This window comes from Pseudomonas sp. LS-2 (assembly GCF_003605735.1).
Taxonomy (GTDB): domain Bacteria; phylum Pseudomonadota; class Gammaproteobacteria; order Pseudomonadales; family Pseudomonadaceae; genus Aquipseudomonas.
On sequence record NZ_QXTJ01000016.1, the window covers coordinates 47214 to 63346 of the forward strand.

The following is a 16133-nucleotide window of genomic DNA, read 5'->3' on the forward strand; positions in this document are numbered from 1 at the left end:
TTCGTGGCGTTGGCAGTGGCCGCAAAGGCGACCTCGAATGCTGTATTGAACGTGGTGTTTATCGGGCTTTAAACGAAGCGGCGCTCTCTGGCGGAGCGCTCGCCGGGTTATTGCGGTTGGGTCGACAAATGTTCGTGACAGGCCAGCCAGCGACCGCCGTCGTGGCGAAAGACGATGGTTTCCCGTTCGTGGAACAGGCTCTCTTCAATGCCGAACCGCACGCGCGTGACGACGTCGTGCATGAAGATCGCCGCCTCGCCCTGAACACTGATATTGACGTTGCTCGACTGGCAGTCGAGCACGGCAAATCCGTCCGCTTGCCAGCCTTTCCAGACTTTCTGGTAAGCGGCGCGAGACAGCAGCGGGGCGGGGAGGGTGTAGAACAGGAAAGTCGCGTCTTCGCTGAAGGCTGCGAAGTAAGCGTCGGTGTCGTTACTGGCAAATGCAGCAATCAGATCGTTGGCCGCTTGCTGTACGTGTTCTTTGAGGTGACGGGAAGAAGTCATGGCCGGCTCGTTGTTGTGATTCTGGCGATGGGTCATGACTGTATGCAGCTCTCACACTCGGTAACATCGTTGCCGATAAATACTTAGTTCAGGAAAAAGAAAAGTAATCGCGTGGCCGGCGACTCAATGCCCGCCCGAATTGAACAAGCTGCCCTTGGCGGGTTGGCGAACCTTGCCCCCGGACGGATCGAAACAGGCGCTGTTGTAAACGGGCGCTACACAGACCGAAGGGATGCCGGGTGGCGGGGGGCGAATACTCTGCATGTGGTCAGAGATTTCTTTCTCGTTGGTAATGATCAGTCGCCTGCGTCGGCTGATCTGCAGAATTTCAACGGCATTCTTGTTCACGCGATGGGGATAGTCCGCCTCCTCCCAATCGCTGGAAAGGCGCTGGCCAGGACGTTGTGCCATGGCCTCGCCGACGTAGTCCGGACAAGGCGTCGAAGCAAAGCTGACCTTGCCGTCACGCGTGATGCACTTGAACACTTCTCCATTCGCCGTGCCGCAGATAAAGATGGCGAACAGTGCCATCGTGCTTGCAAACCGTCCCATAAACCCCTCCCTGTGTGGCGCAAGGCTACCACTGCGGGAGGGTGATGTCAGCGGGCCTGCTGTGGCTCAATGGGTCTCGTGGCTGGCCTTCTGCACTCTGGCCAACGCCAGAGCGACGAACATGTCGGCGTCTCCTTGAAGTACCCGCAGATGATCCTCGACGTGATCGACGGTGGCTTGCTGCTCTTTTGAATCGATCAGTCGCGTCACTTCGCAGAGCGCGTTGGCCGTCACCCAAAGGCTCTGGCGCAATTGACCGATGATCCTGACTACACTTTCAGCGCTGTCACTGTCCTCGTCGCTGTAGCCACCCGGGTCGTGGGCGAGAAGCGGCAGCATGGGCACTTCCAATCTGTTTTTAGAATCGATTCCCGTGACCACACGGCTGATATCGACGCCGGCGGCGGCTATACGGAACAGATAATCGGCTCTTGGGAGACGTTGTCCGCTTTCGTAATGGCCTTGAGCGTTGGCTTCGACGCCCCCTATGGCTCCCAGGGCGCTCTGCGTGAGCTTCAACCGTTTCCTTTCCTGTCTCAGACGTTTGCCAATACCATTCATCAACCTACTCCTGCGAAATCCGCGCCCTGGTTTTCGTTTTGGTAGGACGCGCAATGGGGGCCGGAATACGGGCTGGAGGATTTAACTCAAAAATAGCCTCGTACTAAGGAGTTACTCCCAAAGTGGAAAGTAACGGATAGACCTTAGCTGCTCATTCGAAGGGATGACATGGTTTCCGATGGTTTGCGGCCAGTAAATGAACAGGATGTTGAAAGAGGGTCGCAAATGTGTCGCGCTGGATAGATGAGCCATCCATTTGGATGGTAGGCGCTAATGGGCGTATGGGCCTTGGACGATGGGCCGGAAACGAAAAACCCCTGAGTTCTCTAGGAATCTCAGGGGTTTTGCTTGCATCGAATTTGGCGGTGAAGGAGAGATTCGAACTCTCGATACAGTTTCCTGTATACACACTTTCCAGGCGTGCTCCTTAAGCCACTCGGACACTTCACCGTATCTCTTCAGACGTTCAGTCTGTCGAGGCGCGCTAATGTAGTCGAAAGTTCTTATGAAGGCAAAACTTTTTTTCAGAATTTTCATGCGGTTAAGCAGAAAAGCACGAAGCCCCGGCTTCCTGCAAAGATCCGGGGCCAGGTGTGGCTAGCGCAATGCTGGTAATCAGGCGCCGAAGCCTCCGTCGATGGTCAGGCTGGCGCCGGTGACGTAGCCTGCTTCGGGGCCTGCGAGGTAGGCGACCATCGCGGCAATTTCCTCGGACTTGCCGTAGCGGGGAACGGCCATCAGCCCCATCAGCGACGCGGCGAAATCGCTGTCGGCGGGGTTCATGTCGGTATCGACCGGCCCTGGTTGTACGTTGTTGATGGTGATGCCTCGCGGGCCGAGGTCGCGGGCCAGGCCTTTGGTCAGACCGACCAGTGCCGATTTGCTCATGGCGTAGACGCCGCCACCGCCGAAGGGCATGCGGTCGGCGTTGGTGCTGCCGATGTTGATGATGCGGCCGCCTTCCTTCATATGGCGGGCGGCTTCCTGGCTGGCGATGAACACGCTGCGCACGTTGATCGCCAGAGTACGGTCGAAATCTTCCAGGCTGAACTCTTCCAGTGGAGCAATGGCGAGGACGCCAGCGTTGTTCACCAGAATGTCGACGCCACCGAAGGCTTCGACGGTTTTGGCGACTGCGCCGCGAATGGCGTGTTCGTTGGCGCTGTCGGCCTTGATCGCCAGGGCCTTGCCGCCTGCGGAGGTGACTTCGTCCTGCAGTGCGCGAGCCTTGTCTTCGGAGCTGACGAAGGTGAAGGCAACCGCTGCCCCCTGTTCGGCCAGACGTTTGACGATGGCGGCGCCGATGCCGCGAGAACCGCCTTGAACCAGTGCTACTTTGCCGATGAGGTTGGTTGGGTGAGTCATGTCGATCTCCTGTAACCATGGGGTAGTGAGTGGATGGACGTCAGTATCTGTCGCGGATTAGGTTCTCGGTAGCCGGTAATCGCTATAGTCTGTGTAAACCAGAAGTTGTGAATGAGTGCGATGGAAAACTTCTCCAGCATCGAGTGTTTCGTGCGCAGTGCCGAGGTCGGCAGCTTCGCGGAGGCGGCGCGGCGTCTGAGCCTGACGCCGGCGGCGGTGGGCAAGAGCGTGGCCAAACTCGAGGCGAGGCTGGGCGTGCGGCTGTTCCAGCGTAGTACGCGGCGGCTGACATTGACGGAAGCCGGGCAACGATTTCTCGAAGAGGTGCGCGCCAGCTTCAATACCATCCAGAACGCAGTGGCCAATCTGGCCAGTGCCCAGGGCAGTCCTGCGGGGACGCTGAAGGTCAGTGTCGGTACGATATTTGGCTGTCTGTATGTGGTGCCGTTGTTGGGCGAGTTCTTGCGACGTTATCCGGCGATCACCCCGGATTGGCATTTCGATAACCGGCAGGTGGACCTGATCGGGCAGGGGTTCGATGCAGCGATTGGCGGAGGTTTCGATCTGCCCCAGGGCGTCGTTGCGCGCAAGCTGGCCCCCGCGCATCGAATATTGGTGGCGTCACCACACTGGCTGAAGGCGCATTCAGCGGTGCAGCATCCCGATGACTTGAGCGAATGCGAGGGCATTCTGATCCGCTCGCCGCAAACCGGGCGCATACGCTCCTGGCCGCTGTCCCATCGCAGTCAGGAGCAAACGCCGTTGCGGCTCAAAGCGCGCATGACCCTGAGCGATTCCGAAGCAGCCTGTCGTGCCGCCGCTCAAGGGCTGGGTGTCGCACTGGTCAGCATGCCGTTCGCATTGCCTCATATAAGAAGCGGGGCGTTGCAGAGGGTATTGCCCGATTGGTATGTCGAAGATGGCAATATCTCGATTTATTACAGCGAACACAAAATGCTGCCCGGCAAGACCCGGGCGTTCGTCGATTTCATCATCGAGCAGTTTGCCGAACAACAGTTGGCGCAGCATTTCAGCGCTATTCAAGCCCGGCCGGACCGCTAAAGAGGCAGCGGCGGCCTCCGTGGTTTAAGGAGAGCAACAGTGGAAATCCATCGCAAAGCTGCGTTGATCATCATCGACATGCAGCAAGGCATTCATCACCCCAAACTCGGGCGGCGCAACAATCCCGACGCAGAGCAGCAGATGCTGGCGCTGCTGCAAGCATGGCGCCGGACCGAGCGGACGGTGATTCATGTTCGGCACTTTTCCCGCGAGCCCGACTCGGTGTTCTGGCCCGGGCAATCAGGCGTCGAGTTTCAGCCCGAGTTCCTGCCGTGGGACGGGGAAGGCGAGTTGCACAAGCAGGTGCCGGATGCGTTTTGTCACTCGGCGCTGGAGGGCTGGTTACGGGCGGACGGGATCAGACAGGTGATCATTGTCGGCGTAGTGACTAACAACTCGGTGGAGTCAACCGCGCGCACCGGCGGCAATCTGGGGTTTGAGGTGATCGTGCCCCATGACGCCTGCTACACCTTCGAGGGGGCGGATTTTTTCGGCCATCCGCGCAGTGCCGAGGAAATTCACGGGATGTCGCTGGCCAACCTGCACGGGGAGTATGCGCAGGTGGTGGGGACTGAGGAGATTTTGCGCAGCCTGGGGTAGCGCGGTCAGTGGGTGAATCGCTTGATGATCGTTCCCACGCTCCAGCGTGGGAATGCCTTGCTGGACGCTCTGCGTCCACCGCGACGCAGAGCATGGGGACGATCACGGTCGCTTACAGCCTGAATCGCGCCATCTGCGCCGCCAGGTGTTCGGCCTTTTGCGACAGTTTCTGGCAGTCCTCGCGGCAGGCCTTGACGTCACTGGCCGTCGATTGCGCCAGATCAGCAATGCCTTGCACGTTGCGGTTGATCTCTTCGGTGACGGTGCTTTGTTCCTCAGTGGCCGCAGCGACCTGGTGGTTGCGGTCGGTCAGTTCTTCGACGTGGCCTGCAATCGCGTCCAGCGAATTGCCGGTTCTGCGGCTGGCTTCCACGCCTGTCCCGGTCGCCGCTTGTCCTGCACGCATGGACGTCACCGCCTGATCGGCGCCGCTTTTCAGCTCGCCCATCATCTGCTGGATTTCAGATGTCGCGCTTTGCGTGCGGCCCGCCAAGGTACGCACCTCATCGGCCACCACCGCGAAACCTCGTCCCATCTCGCCCGCGCGTGCCGCTTCGATGGCGGCGTTCAACGCCAGCAGGTTGGTCTGCTCGGAGATGCTGCGAATCACGCTGAGCACCTGGTCGATGGTGGAAATCTGCGTGGCAAGGTTTTCCACCGCACCGGCTGCAGTGCCCACGCCATCGGACATGCTCTGGATGTGGCCGATGGATTCGCCCACCACTCTTTTTGCCGACACCGCCTCCTGATGGGTATTACGCGAAACATCGGCAGCGGCGCCGGCGTTGCGGGCAATTTCCTGCACGGTCAGGCCCATCTCATGAACAGCCGTGGCGACCATGTCGGTCATCTGCTGTTGTTTGAGCGCACGGCTGGAGGTGCTGTCGACCACGCGCGCCACATCTACCACGCTGTGACGCAGCTGTTCGCTGGTCTGCAGGACGTCGCCAATCAGCAGCCGCAGGCTTTCGATGAAACGGTTGAAACCTCGGGCCAGGTCGCCCAGTTCGTTGGCGCGGCTGTCGTCCAGACGGCGGGTCAGATCACCCTGACCACCGCCAATGTCGACCAGCGCGGTGGTGACCTGCTGAATCGGCCGCACGATGCCACGGGCGATCCATGCCACGAAGCCGAGGAAGCACAGCACCACGGCCAGACTGATCGCCGAAATGGTGGTCAGCGCGTCTTTGGCCGGGCCATAGACTTCGGCCAGAGGTACTTCACTGACCAGCGTCCAGCCCAGCGAATCCACCGGTTTGGCGACGGCGACATACGCCAGGCCATTGCGCTCGAATTCCAGCGCCTGGCCGTTGCCGTTCTGGCTCAACAAGGTGCGGGCCGCGCTGTCGCCGACCAACTGAGTCAGGGATTGGTGGTCGTTGAAGTCAGCGTTCGGATGGACCTTGATCCGGCCATCGGCGCTGACCAGATACACCTGACCCTCTTTGCCGAAGTGGAAGTCGCGGACCATCTGCGACAGCGCACTCATGCTGAAACCCAGACCGGCGACGCCGACGACGGTGCCGTTGTGCTCGATGCGCTGGTTGATGAACAGCGTCGGCACCTTGGTCGTGGCGTCGATATCGATGTCCAGCGAGCGCTGCTTGTTGCTGTCGAGGAATCCGTAGAACCAGTTGTTTTCTGCCGGACCGCGGAGCAGGGTGCGATCGGCGCCCTTGTTGGTGATGTAGTGGCCGCTCTCTTTGGCAACGATGAAGGTGGTCAACGCGTTGTGCTGCTCTTTGATTTTCGCCAGATAACGAATGAACGACGGCTGTTGCGCGGCGTCTTCGCCATTGCCCAGCCAGTCGGAGACCAGCGTGTTGTCGGCCATGTCGCTGGCTGCTGTCAGTGGCGCGGCGAGCAGGCGCTCGAGGTCGTTGCGGATCGCTTCGACACTGGCGGGCATCGCTTGCTGCAGCAAATAGCGGTCGGTCAGTTTGTTCAGCGCGAAGGCATAGATCGCGATGACGATCAGGCTGCTGATGACCAGCGCCGCACCCATGCTCAGGGTCAGTTGCCACTGAATACTTTTTCGCCAGACAGGCATAGAAAACTCCGCAAATACAAACGCACAACCACCATGGAACAGTGCGGGTAGCTCGCCAGGAGCAATAAGCGGGCCATCAAGCTGACCAAGTGGTCAGCTTATGAGGGGTAAAACCCTTGCACGCTCCAGAAATACTGACTCAAGACCGCTCGGCGGATTGTTTCAATCAGGTTTCAGAGGACTGTTGTGTACAAAGTCTGGGTACTTTTGTATCGATGAGGCTCTGAGGTGCGCACAAATGTGGCAAGTGGCCGGGAACATCGCCCTGATTTTGCCATTCGCCTGACGCTCGATTGGCCATGCGGACAACGGGCGTTGTCGGGGGGCTGCGCCAGAGAAGGTATGCGATCGCATGGAAGCAGGCAGTGAGCCAGAGACATCACGCCAATCGCGCAGATGAACCCGTTCCTGTCAACCGGCACCCACCGGTTTTGCATCGATCTCGCGAGTGTGGCGTCGTATCAGTGCTGCACACCCGCACGCTTGAGCAGTTTCTTGCAGCGCTCGGACAGGTGGATCACGCGCAGGTGTTTCCCGGCTTTCTGATAGCGCTCGCGCAAGGTCATCAGCGCGGCGATCGCCGAGTAGTCGACGAAACTCAGATGACGGCAGTCCAGGGTCACGTGTTCCGGGTCGCCCACGTGATCGAATTGATCGAGAAACGGGGTGGTCGAGGCGAAGAACAGGGTGCCGTGCAGGTGATAGATCTTGCTGCCGTCGGCTTCGGTATGGCTGTCGGCGTAGAGCTCGCGGGCCTGCTGCCAGGCGAAATTGAGGGCGGCGATCAGGATGCCGAACAGCACCGCCGTCGCCAGGTCGGTGAGTACGGTGACGATGGTCACGGCGATGATCGCCAGCACATCGTTCAGCGGCACCTTGCGCAATACCCGCAGCGACGCCCAGGCGAAGGTCTGCTGGGCAACGACGAACATCACCCCGACCAGCGCGGCCAGTGGAATGCGCTCGATCAGTGGCGACAGAAACAGCACGAACATCAGAATCATCACCCCGGCGACGATGCCCGACACTCGGCCGCGCCCGCCGGAACTGAGGTTGATCACGGTCTGGCCGATCATCGCGCAGCCGCCCATCCCGCCACAGAAACCGGACGCCATGTTGGCCACGCCCAGGGCGACGCATTCGCGATCCGGGTAGCCGCGACTTTCGGTGATTTCATCGGTGAGGTTAAGGGTCAGCAGGGTTTCCAGCAGACCGACCAGGGCCATCAGCACGGCATAGGGCGCGATGATGTACAGCGTGTCGAGGTTCCACGGCACACTCGGCACCGACACGCCCGGCAGGCCACCGGCGATATGGGCCATGTCGCCCAGGGTGCGAGTCGGCAGGTTGAACAGGTAGACCAGCAGACCGACTCCGAGAATGGCGACCAGCGCAGGCGGCACCGAGCGGGTCAGGCGCGGCAGCAGGTAAACCACCGCCATGGTCAACGCCACAAGCCCCAACATCAGGTACAACGGCGTGCCGCTGAGCCAGGTATCGCCACTTTTGAAGTGTTCGAGCTGTGCCATGGCAATGACGATGGCCAGACCGTTGACGAAGCCGAGCATCACCGGGTACGGCACCATCCGCACCAGTTTGCCCAGCCGCAGCAGGCCGAACGCGATCATCACCAGGCCGCCGAGCAGCACCGTCGCCAGCAGGTATTGCACGGCGTGTTGCACCACCAGCGCGACGATCACCACGGCCATCGAGCCCGCAGCACCGGAAACCATGCCCGGCCTGCCGCCGAACAGCGCGGTCAGGGTGCAGATAATGAAGGCGCCATACAGGCCCATCAGCGGGTTGAGGTGAGCGACGAGGGCGAAGGCGATGCACTCGGGCACCAGGGCGAATGAGGTGGTGAGTCCGGCGAGGACGTCGGCGCGTAAGCGGGCGGGTTTCATGGGTTACCTGAATGACGGAGCGGCCCTTGGACGGCCACCGCGGGCGAAAAAGAGGGAATGTTACGGAATGTGAGACGGTAGAGCCAGCCGCACCGCCGATCTGTTTCTGCCCGGAGGGCGTGGGAGTCCCGCTTGCTGACGATCTGCCGGGAACCGGCAGTCGAATCAGACACCTCGTCGTTTCAGGTGTATTGAGTCGTCAGGGTTTGCTGCCGGTTCCCGGCCGATCGCTGGTAAACCGAGCCCCCACGCCCTTCGGGCAGAATCAAAGGCGTTCGCGCCAAACCAACGGTTGCGATCAGAAGCGCCCTGGGTGCAGCTGAAATCTTCTCAGTGTCCAGTCAACCGCGATTGTGTAACGATATCGGGCTTGAATGCTTTCTGCTGACCCCACTTAAAATCCTTGAAGGACAGAACACGGATGCTTGCCGCGCTCAGACATTACCCTGCCTCAGTCAATCTCCTGCTCGCGTCGTCGTTGTTTCAATCTGCTGGGAGCTTCGTACTCCAGACGCCACGACGCTTCCTCCAGCACGGGATGACCGGTTTCAGATGAGTGCGCTTTCCCCACTAGCAGCCTGGCAGCAGGCGCTCGACACACAGGGTTTTCAGCCGGACGAGGCGCAGCGTCAGGCCGCGCAGAAGCTAGAAGATTGCTGGCTGGCGCTGCGCGACGGCTCGCGCCACGACATGCCCAAGGGCGTGTATCTATGGGGCCCGGTCGGGCGCGGCAAGACCTGGCTCATGGACCGCTTCTTCGAGAACGTGCAGATCCCGGCCCGGCGTCAGCATTTTCATCACTTCATGCGTTGGGTGCATCAGCGCCTGTTTCAGCTGACCGGCGTCCCCAAACCCCTTGAGGTGCTCGCCCGCGAGTTGGGGCAGGACGTGCGCCTATTGTGCTTCGACGAGCTGTTCGTCAATGACATCGGCGACGCAGTGATTCTCGGCGGCCTGTTGCGGGCGATGTTCGAGGAAGGTGTGGTGCTGATCTGCACCTCCAACCAACTGCCCGAGCAGTTGTATTCCACGGGGCACAATCGCGAGCGTTTCGGGCCGGCGATCACGGCGATCAATCACTACATGAACGTGGTCTCGGTGGACGGCGGTGAAGACCATCGCCTGCATCCGGGTCAGGCGCAGCAGCGCTACTGGGTGACCGGTGATAGCGGCCCGAGCGCGTTGCTCCAGGTGTTCGAGGACCTGAGCAGCGGCGAAACGGTGTCGATTCAGCCGGTGCCGGTCGGACGTCGTCATGTGAAGGTAGTCCGTTGCAGCAGGACCGTGATCTGGTGTCGGTATGCCGACCTGTGCGAGCAGCCGCTGGCGGCGATGGACTTCATCGAGTTATGCGACCGCTACAAGGCGGTGTTGCTGAGCGACGTCCCGGCCTTGAGCGCACCGCAGCGAGAAGGTCGTATTGCTCGCGGCACCGAAGACGGCGTCGAGCAAGTGGTCGCCNGTTTCATCGCGCTGGTGGACGAGTGCTACGACCGCAAGGTGCCGCTGTATGTCGAGGCCGCGATGTCGATGCACGAACTGTATACCGAGGGCTACCTGGCCTTCGCCTTTCGCCGAACCCTGAGCCGGTTGCAGGAGATGCAACTGGCGCGGTTCGGGCATTGATGGGGCAGGCCGCGGTTAGCTTACCTAGCCGTTCGGCTCGCCGGCGGTGGGGCCCCTGAAATCACTGCCGCGGCAAGCCGGACGACTACGGGGATCGAGTCAGCTTTGATTCCTGCGCCTCTGCGCCAACACATGCTTGGCGCCTTCACCCACCAGCACCATCACCGCCAGCCAGATCGGCAGATAGGTCATCCATTCGTCGCGGCCGATGGACTCGCCCAGCAACAGCGCAACGCCGACCAGCAGCACCGGTTCGACGTAACTCAACAGCCCGAACACGCTGAACGCCAGCAGGCGGCTGGCCAGGATGTAGCTGACCAGCGCCAGCGCACTGATCGCACCCAGCACCGGAATCAGCAGATAGAAACGCGGAAACTGCTCGACCACCGAAGGGTTGCCCTTGCAGATGAACAGCACTGCGACCGGCAGGATCAGCAGCATGTCCCACCACAGACCGCCCAGGTTGTCGGTCTTGAACTTGCGTCTGAGGATGAAATAGACCGGGTAGCCCAGACACACCAGCAAGGTTTCCCAGGAGAAGCTGCCCAGCCTGAAGAGCTCGTTGCCCACGCCCACCAGCGCAAGGCACGCGGCGATTTTTTGCAGGCGCGACAGGTGTTCGCCGTAGACCACACGGCCGGTGAGGATCATGGTCAGTGGCAGCAGAAAGTAGCCCAGCGACACCTCGAGGCTGCGCCCGTGCAGCGGTGCCCACATGAACAGCCACAACTGCGCGCCCAGCAACAGGGCCGAAAACATCTTTACGCCGAGCAGAGCGGGGTTGTGACGCAGGCGAGCCGTCAGTGTCCGCACCATTTTCCAGTCACCGCTGCTGAGCATGAAGATCGTCACGCAGGGCAGGGTCAGCAGCATGCGCCAGCCGAATATTTCTTCACCGCTGAGGGGTTTCAGCAATGAGGTGTAGAAGTACATGACCGCGAAGAGGCAGGAGGCCATGACCGATAACGCAACACCCTTGTACACAGGGTCTCCTTGGTTTCGATGCTTGGGAAGTGAATACGTCGGGCTCTGATGGCCGGATCGTGTAGGGGAAAGCGGCGCATAGTTTATCTGAACGTTCCTCGGGCGTTCGCTCGCATTCTGGTAAACGCCAGATGGCCTGGCAGTAAACGATGCACGTTTGGCAGAGAACGAGACCGCGTGCCGATTGAGCCGAAAACGGCTGTCCCTCAGACTTTTCCTCAACGCGCCAGACCGGCGCGATCAATCGAGGAAGACCTCCATGACTCAAGAAATCGCCGGTATCAAAATCCCCGACAGTGCCCTGGCCCGCGCCACCACCGAATACATTCGCGACGAAGAAGACGACCTGTTGTTCAACCACTCACGTCGCGTATTCCTGTGGGGCGCGCTGACCGGTGAGCGCAAAGGCCTGAAGTACGACGCCGAACAGCTTTACGTCGGCGCGATGTTCCATGACCTGGGCCTGGTGAAAAAACACAGCAGCCCGGACCTGCGTTTCGAAGTGGACAGTGCCAACGCTGCCCGCGCCTTTGCCAGGCCGTTCGGGTTGTCCGAAGGTGATCTCGAGCAGGTCTGGCTGTCCATCGCGTTGCACACCACGCCGGGGGTTCCCGAGCATCTGCGTCCGAACGTGGCCTTGGTGACCGCTGGCGTCGAAATGGACGTGCTGGGTATCAACTACGACCAGTTCAGCGATGAGCAACGGGAAGTCGTGACCCACGCTCACCCCCGTGGCGAGGCGTTCAAGGAGTGCATCCTGTGCGCCTTCGCCAATGGCTTCAGGCACAAGCCGGACACCACCTTCGGCACCGTGAACGCCGATGTGCTGGTGGATGAAGATGCGAAGTTCAAGCCGATGAACTTCGTCGAGATCATCCGCACGTCGCCGTGGAAGGCGTAACGGGAGATTCATTGTTGAACCGGGCGCCGGCAACCGGCCCAGACGCGCCTGCCAGACGCGCCTGATTGTTCCCACGCTCTGCGTGGGAATGCCGCCCTCGACGCTCCGCGCCCACTTAGGGTAACGCTGAGCGTCACAGGATTTATCACCACGCGGAGCGAGGGAACGATCAGCAGAGATCGTTATGGCGTCAGGGGGTTGAGGCATTCCTGAGGCCAAATCCCTCAGCATCCCTTCTTCGGCATTGCGCCAACCTTTGTTAGGCTCTCTTTTTGTCGGCCCATGATGGGCGGGCTGGTTTTCTAGGGAGCGGCAATGACGTCCATCAGTACCGCAGCGCCCACCGTTCCGGGTCGGTTGGAACAGTTCTCCACGCGCGTCGCCTATTTCATCACCGGTTTCAGCATTTCCGCCTGGGCGCCCCTTGTGCCCTATGCCAAAAGCCGCATGGGGCTGGACGACGCCAACCTTGGCCTGTTGCTGCTGTGTCTGGGAATCGGCTCGATCATCGCCATGCCTATGGCGGGAGCGATGACCGTTCGCTACGGCTGTCGGCGGCTCATCATCCTGTGCGGCAGCATCGCCTGTCTGTGCCTTCCCTTGCTCGCCACTCTCACCAGTGTGCCGTTGATGGTTGCGACGTTATTCGTCTACGGTGCGAGCATGGGCGCGCTCGGGTGTGTCACCAATATTCAGGCGATCATCGTCGAGCGCGCGAGCGGCAAGACCATGATGTCCGGCTTTCACGGCCTGTTCAGTTGCGGCGGGATTGTCGGCGCCGCAGGGGTTTCGGCGCTGCTGAGCGTCGGCGTCTGGCCGTGGCTGACGATGACGCTGGTCGCTGTGTTCATCGCCATCGCCTTGTACAAGGCTGGCCCGAACATGCTCGGCTATGGCAGTCAGGCCGGAGGCCCCGCATTCGCGATCCCTCACGGCGTGGTGCTGTTCATCGGTCTGATGTGCTTCACCGTTTTCCTCACCGAGGGCGCGATGCTCGACTGGAGCGCGGTGTTCCTCAGTGCCCAACGTGGCGTCGAACCGTCCTACGCCGGTTTCGGTTACGCAGTGTTCGCGCTGGCCATGGCCATCGGGCGCTTGTGCGGCGACCCCATCGTGCGGCGCCTGGGTGTGCACCGGATTATTCTGTTCGGCGGATTGTGCGCTGCAGTCGGCATGGCCGTGGCGACGCTGATCCCGTACTGGCAGGCCGCGCTCTGTGGCTACGCGCTGGTGGGGATCGGTTGCTCCAACATCGTGCCGGTGTTCTACAGCGCGGTCGGGCGACAGAAGACCATGCCGGAAAACGTCGCCGTTCCGGCTATCACCACGTTGGGCTACATCGGCATCCTCATGGGCCCGGCCGGGATCGGTTTCGTCGCGCACCTCAGCAGCCTGGGCGTGGCCTTCCTGCTCATTGCCGTGATGCTGCTGGGCGTGGCTATCAGCGGTCGTTACCTGAAAGTCTGAAACTCAGATGGCTCGCGCAGTGCCCGACACGCGAATCGAGCTGCCGGGCACGTCGCTGAACTCGGCGTGGATCCGCGAACGGCAGCCCATGTCTTCGCCCTGCACGATGTCGATGACGCCGCCGTGATCCCAGCCGATGTCACGCAAGTAACCGGCAAAGGCGGCGCTGGCAGCACCGGTGGCCGGGTCTTCGTAGACGCCACCGAAGGCGAACGGGTTGCGGGTATGGAACAGGCGGGACGTTTCAGCGAACACCAAAAGGAGGGTCACCAGCCCTTCGCGGACCATCAGACGGCGGCCGGTTTCGAAGTCGTAACGCATGCCTTTCAGCGTCTCGCGGCGGTTGACGGCCAGCACCAGATGTTGGGCCCCGCCGTTGATCAAAGCGGGAGGAATGCGCAGATCAATGTCTTCGGCCTGCAAGTCGAACAAGCTCATGGCCTCGCTCAGCAATGGGCGGCTGACGGGCTGGCTGTGGGTCGGCGGGGATTGCAGCGCAGCAGCGGTCAATCGGCCCTGTTTTCGGCCTTCGACGCTGATCTGCGCTTCGTTCAGTTGCAGCTTGAAAACCCCATCGCCGAAATGCTCGGCCAGCGCCGCACCGAGGGCGATGGTGGCGTGTCCGCAGAACGGTACTTCGGCTTCGGGGGAAAAGTAACGCACGCGAAAACCATCGTCTTGCGGTACGGCAAAGGCAGTTTCCGAATACCCCACGTCAGCCGCAACCGCCTGCATGGTCGCGTCGTCGGGGAAGATTTCGCCGATCCATACACCGGCCGGATTGCCGCCCTGGTCTGCGTCGGAAAAGGCTGAAAGCCTGCGGATGTCCATTGCCATGTTCGAGTGCCCTTGCGCCGTGGGAAAGTGGCGCAATTGTTGTCGAAGCGGGCGACGGACACCAACCAAAAGTGCTTATGCGTTGGATTCAGGCGATTGATGCAAGGGCCATGATCACTCCGGAATCATCGCAAAACCGACACCGAAACGGTTCCAGGCATTGATGGTGGCGATTGCCAGGGTGATGTTGGCGACGTCGGCCTCGCTGTAATGCTCCAGCAGGGCTTCGTATTGATGCTGTGGTGCGTGGTGAATCGACAGTTGAGTCAGGCTTTCGACCCAGGCCAGCACGACCTTCTCTTTTTCGCTGAAGAAGTGGGTCTCTTCCCAGACGCTCAAGGTCTGCAGACGGGCTTCGGTTTCACCGGCCTTGCGGGCATCATTGGCGTGCATGTTGACGCAGTAGGCGCAGCCGTTGATCTGCGAAGCGCGCAGGCGAATCAGCTCCAGCAGCGAGCTGTCCAGGCCGGATTTACCCAGTGCCATTTCCAGGCCCACCATGGCTTTGTAGGCTTCCGGCGACTTTTGTGCCCAGGCGATTCTCTTGCTCATGACGTGTGTTCCGAAGGAAGTTGAAGGAGAAGTGCGTTGCTGTGGGATTACATTACGCTTGAAGGTTGCAAGCCCGAATAGCCAATGAAACGGGATTGCGGGAGACCAATTGCGCCGCTCACCTCCCTGGAACACGTTTCATGAACGGGCCGGCCACGTTTGGGGCCTTGTCCCACACGCTCAGCGACTTAGCATGTGCGCCAGTTCTAACAACAACTCACAAGGAGCCATCCATGTTTGCCGGATTTCAGAAAGATCAGCGCCAGGTCAACGGTGTACAGATCGCCTACCGGATCGGCGGGAGCGGTCCGGGCTTGTTGCTGCTGCACGGCCACCCGCAGACCCACGTCATCTGGCACAAGATCGCCGAACAGTTGAGTCAGCATTTCACCGTGGTCGCGGCGGATCTGCGCGGCTATGGCGACAGCAGCAAACCGCCGGCGACCGAGGACCATTCCAGCTATTCGAAGCGGGAGATGGGCCGCGACATGGTCGAGCTGATGCGCGAACTGGGGTTGCCGACGTTTTCGATATTGGCTCATGACCGTGGCGCTCGGGTGGCGCACCGACTGGCGCTGGATCATCCACAGGCGGTCACGCGCATGGCGTTGCTCGACATCGCGCCAACCCTGGCGATGTACAGCCAGACCAACGAAGCCTTTGCGCGCGCCTACTGGCACTGGTTTTTCCTGATTCGTCCGGCGCCGTTACCCGAAACGTTGCTGGAGGCCAATCCCGAGCGCTACCTGCGCAGCGTCATGGGCAGCCGCAGCGCAGGGCTCACACCGTTTACCGATGAAGCATTCGCCGAATACGTGCGGTGTGCCAGCCTGCCGGGCGCGGCCCGCGGCGTGTGCGAAGACTATCGCGCCAGCGCCAGTATCGATATGGACCACGACCGTGAGGACATCGCCGCGGGCAATCATCTGACCCTGCCGTTGATGGTGCTGTGGGGTGACGAAGGGACGGTGGGCAAATGCTTCGAGCCGCTCAAGGAGTGGCACAAAGTGGCTACTGACGTGCGCGGCAAGGCGCTGCCCGGCGGGCATTATCTGGCGGAGGAAATTCCCGAGGCGTTGTTGGCGGAGGTGTTGCCGTTTTTGCAGTGAAAGGTGGCTTAGGTTCATACCTCCCCGCAGCAGCACGGCTTACCGGCGGTAGCGTTT

General features: G+C 60.8%; 15 protein-coding genes, 1 tRNA gene and 2 pseudogenes. 7 read left to right on the forward strand and 11 right to left on the reverse strand.

Features of this window, described 5'->3' with window-relative positions:
* Window positions 1–107 precede the first annotated feature (107 nt).
* The 5 genes from D3M70_RS10925 to D3M70_RS10945 form a co-directional block, all read right to left on the reverse strand.
* Window positions 108–506 (reverse strand): nuclear transport factor 2 family protein, encoded by a 399-nt coding sequence (locus D3M70_RS10925; protein WP_120125958.1) that lies wholly within the window; start codon window positions 504–506, stop codon window positions 108–110.
* 123 nt (window positions 507–629) lie between these two features.
* Complete coding sequence (locus tag D3M70_RS10930) at window positions 630–1058, reverse strand: DUF4124 domain-containing protein (protein WP_120125784.1); 429 nt, start codon at window positions 1056–1058, stop codon at window positions 630–632.
* A gap of 66 nt (window positions 1059–1124) precedes the next feature.
* The gene (locus tag D3M70_RS33950) at window positions 1125–1619 is read right to left on the reverse strand and encodes a helix-turn-helix domain-containing protein (protein WP_305955079.1); all 495 of its coding nucleotides are present in this window, start codon (window positions 1617–1619) and stop codon (window positions 1125–1127) included.
* A 360-nt stretch (window positions 1620–1979) separates the two neighbouring features.
* Window positions 1980–2069: transfer RNA gene (locus D3M70_RS10940), tRNA-Ser, on the reverse strand.
* Window positions 2070–2234: 165 nt separating this feature from the next.
* Window positions 2235–2984, reverse strand: a complete 750-nt coding sequence (locus D3M70_RS10945) for a 3-oxoacyl-ACP reductase family protein (protein ID WP_120125785.1) — start codon at window positions 2982–2984, stop codon at window positions 2235–2237.
* 120 nt (window positions 2985–3104) lie between these two features.
* Between D3M70_RS10945 and D3M70_RS10950 the strand changes: the two genes are divergently transcribed.
* Together D3M70_RS10950 and D3M70_RS10955 are read left to right on the forward strand one after the other, a co-directional pair.
* Window positions 3105–4046 carry a LysR family transcriptional regulator gene (locus D3M70_RS10950; protein ID WP_120125786.1) on the forward strand — a complete coding sequence of 314 codons (942 nt, stop codon included), beginning with the start codon at window positions 3105–3107 and terminating at the stop codon, window positions 4044–4046.
* A 39-nt stretch (window positions 4047–4085) separates the two neighbouring features.
* A complete protein-coding gene (locus D3M70_RS10955; protein ID WP_120125787.1) occupies window positions 4086–4646 on the forward strand; it encodes a cysteine hydrolase family protein in 561 nt (186 codons plus the stop codon).
* Window positions 4647–4758: 112 nt separating this feature from the next.
* Here the strand turns inward: D3M70_RS10955 and D3M70_RS34155 are convergent, their stop codons facing one another.
* The 3 genes and pseudogenes from D3M70_RS34155 to D3M70_RS10965 form a co-directional block, all read right to left on the reverse strand.
* Entirely contained in the window at window positions 4759–5496 is a 738-nt protein-coding gene (locus D3M70_RS34155) for a methyl-accepting chemotaxis protein (RefSeq protein WP_375232954.1), read from the reverse strand.
* A gap of 120 nt (window positions 5497–5616) precedes the next feature.
* A pseudogene (locus tag D3M70_RS34160) lies at window positions 5617–6696 on the reverse strand (cache domain-containing protein); the annotation flags it as partial.
* 461 nt (window positions 6697–7157) lie between these two features.
* Window positions 7158–8600 (reverse strand): SulP family inorganic anion transporter, encoded by a 1443-nt coding sequence (locus D3M70_RS10965; protein WP_120125789.1) that lies wholly within the window; start codon window positions 8598–8600, stop codon window positions 7158–7160.
* A gap of 552 nt (window positions 8601–9152) precedes the next feature.
* Between D3M70_RS10965 and zapE (D3M70_RS10970) the strand changes: the two genes are divergently transcribed.
* Window positions 9153–10061, forward strand: a 909-nt coding sequence (zapE, locus tag D3M70_RS10970) for a cell division protein ZapE (RefSeq protein ID WP_256659808.1), incomplete at its 3' end; no start/stop codon positions are given.
* A 1-nt stretch (window position 10062) separates the two neighbouring features.
* Window positions 10063–10226: pseudogene (gene zapE, locus D3M70_RS33025) on the forward strand (AFG1/ZapE family ATPase); the annotation flags it as partial.
* 99 nt (window positions 10227–10325) lie between these two features.
* Here zapE (D3M70_RS33025) and rarD read toward each other — a convergent pair.
* Window positions 10326–11210 carry an EamA family transporter RarD gene (rarD, locus tag D3M70_RS10975; protein ID WP_120125791.1) on the reverse strand — a complete coding sequence of 295 codons (885 nt, stop codon included), beginning with the start codon at window positions 11208–11210 and terminating at the stop codon, window positions 10326–10328.
* A 259-nt stretch (window positions 11211–11469) separates the two neighbouring features.
* On the opposite strand from rarD, the gene D3M70_RS10980 reads away from it, so the two are divergent.
* A complete protein-coding gene (locus D3M70_RS10980) occupies window positions 11470–12111 on the forward strand; it encodes an HD domain-containing protein (protein ID WP_120125792.1) in 642 nt (213 codons plus the stop codon).
* Between the two features lie 315 nt (window positions 12112–12426).
* Window positions 12427–13578: an MFS transporter gene (locus D3M70_RS10985; protein WP_120125793.1), complete on the forward strand. Its 1152-nt coding sequence runs from the start codon at window positions 12427–12429 to the stop codon at window positions 13576–13578.
* A gap of 3 nt (window positions 13579–13581) precedes the next feature.
* On the opposite strand, the gene D3M70_RS10990 is transcribed toward D3M70_RS10985, so the two are convergent.
* Complete coding sequence (locus tag D3M70_RS10990) at window positions 13582–14415, reverse strand: PhzF family phenazine biosynthesis protein (RefSeq protein ID WP_120125794.1); 834 nt, start codon at window positions 14413–14415, stop codon at window positions 13582–13584.
* Between the two features lie 114 nt (window positions 14416–14529).
* Window positions 14530–14967, reverse strand: a complete 438-nt coding sequence (locus tag D3M70_RS10995) for a carboxymuconolactone decarboxylase family protein (RefSeq protein WP_120125795.1) — start codon at window positions 14965–14967, stop codon at window positions 14530–14532.
* A 233-nt stretch (window positions 14968–15200) separates the two neighbouring features.
* Here D3M70_RS10995 and D3M70_RS11000 point away from each other — a divergent pair, with 233 nt between their 5' ends.
* Window positions 15201–16076, forward strand: coding sequence for an alpha/beta fold hydrolase (locus tag D3M70_RS11000; protein WP_120125796.1), 876 nt, complete (start codon window positions 15201–15203; stop codon window positions 16074–16076).
* The last annotated feature ends 57 nt before the right edge of the window (window positions 16077–16133 follow it).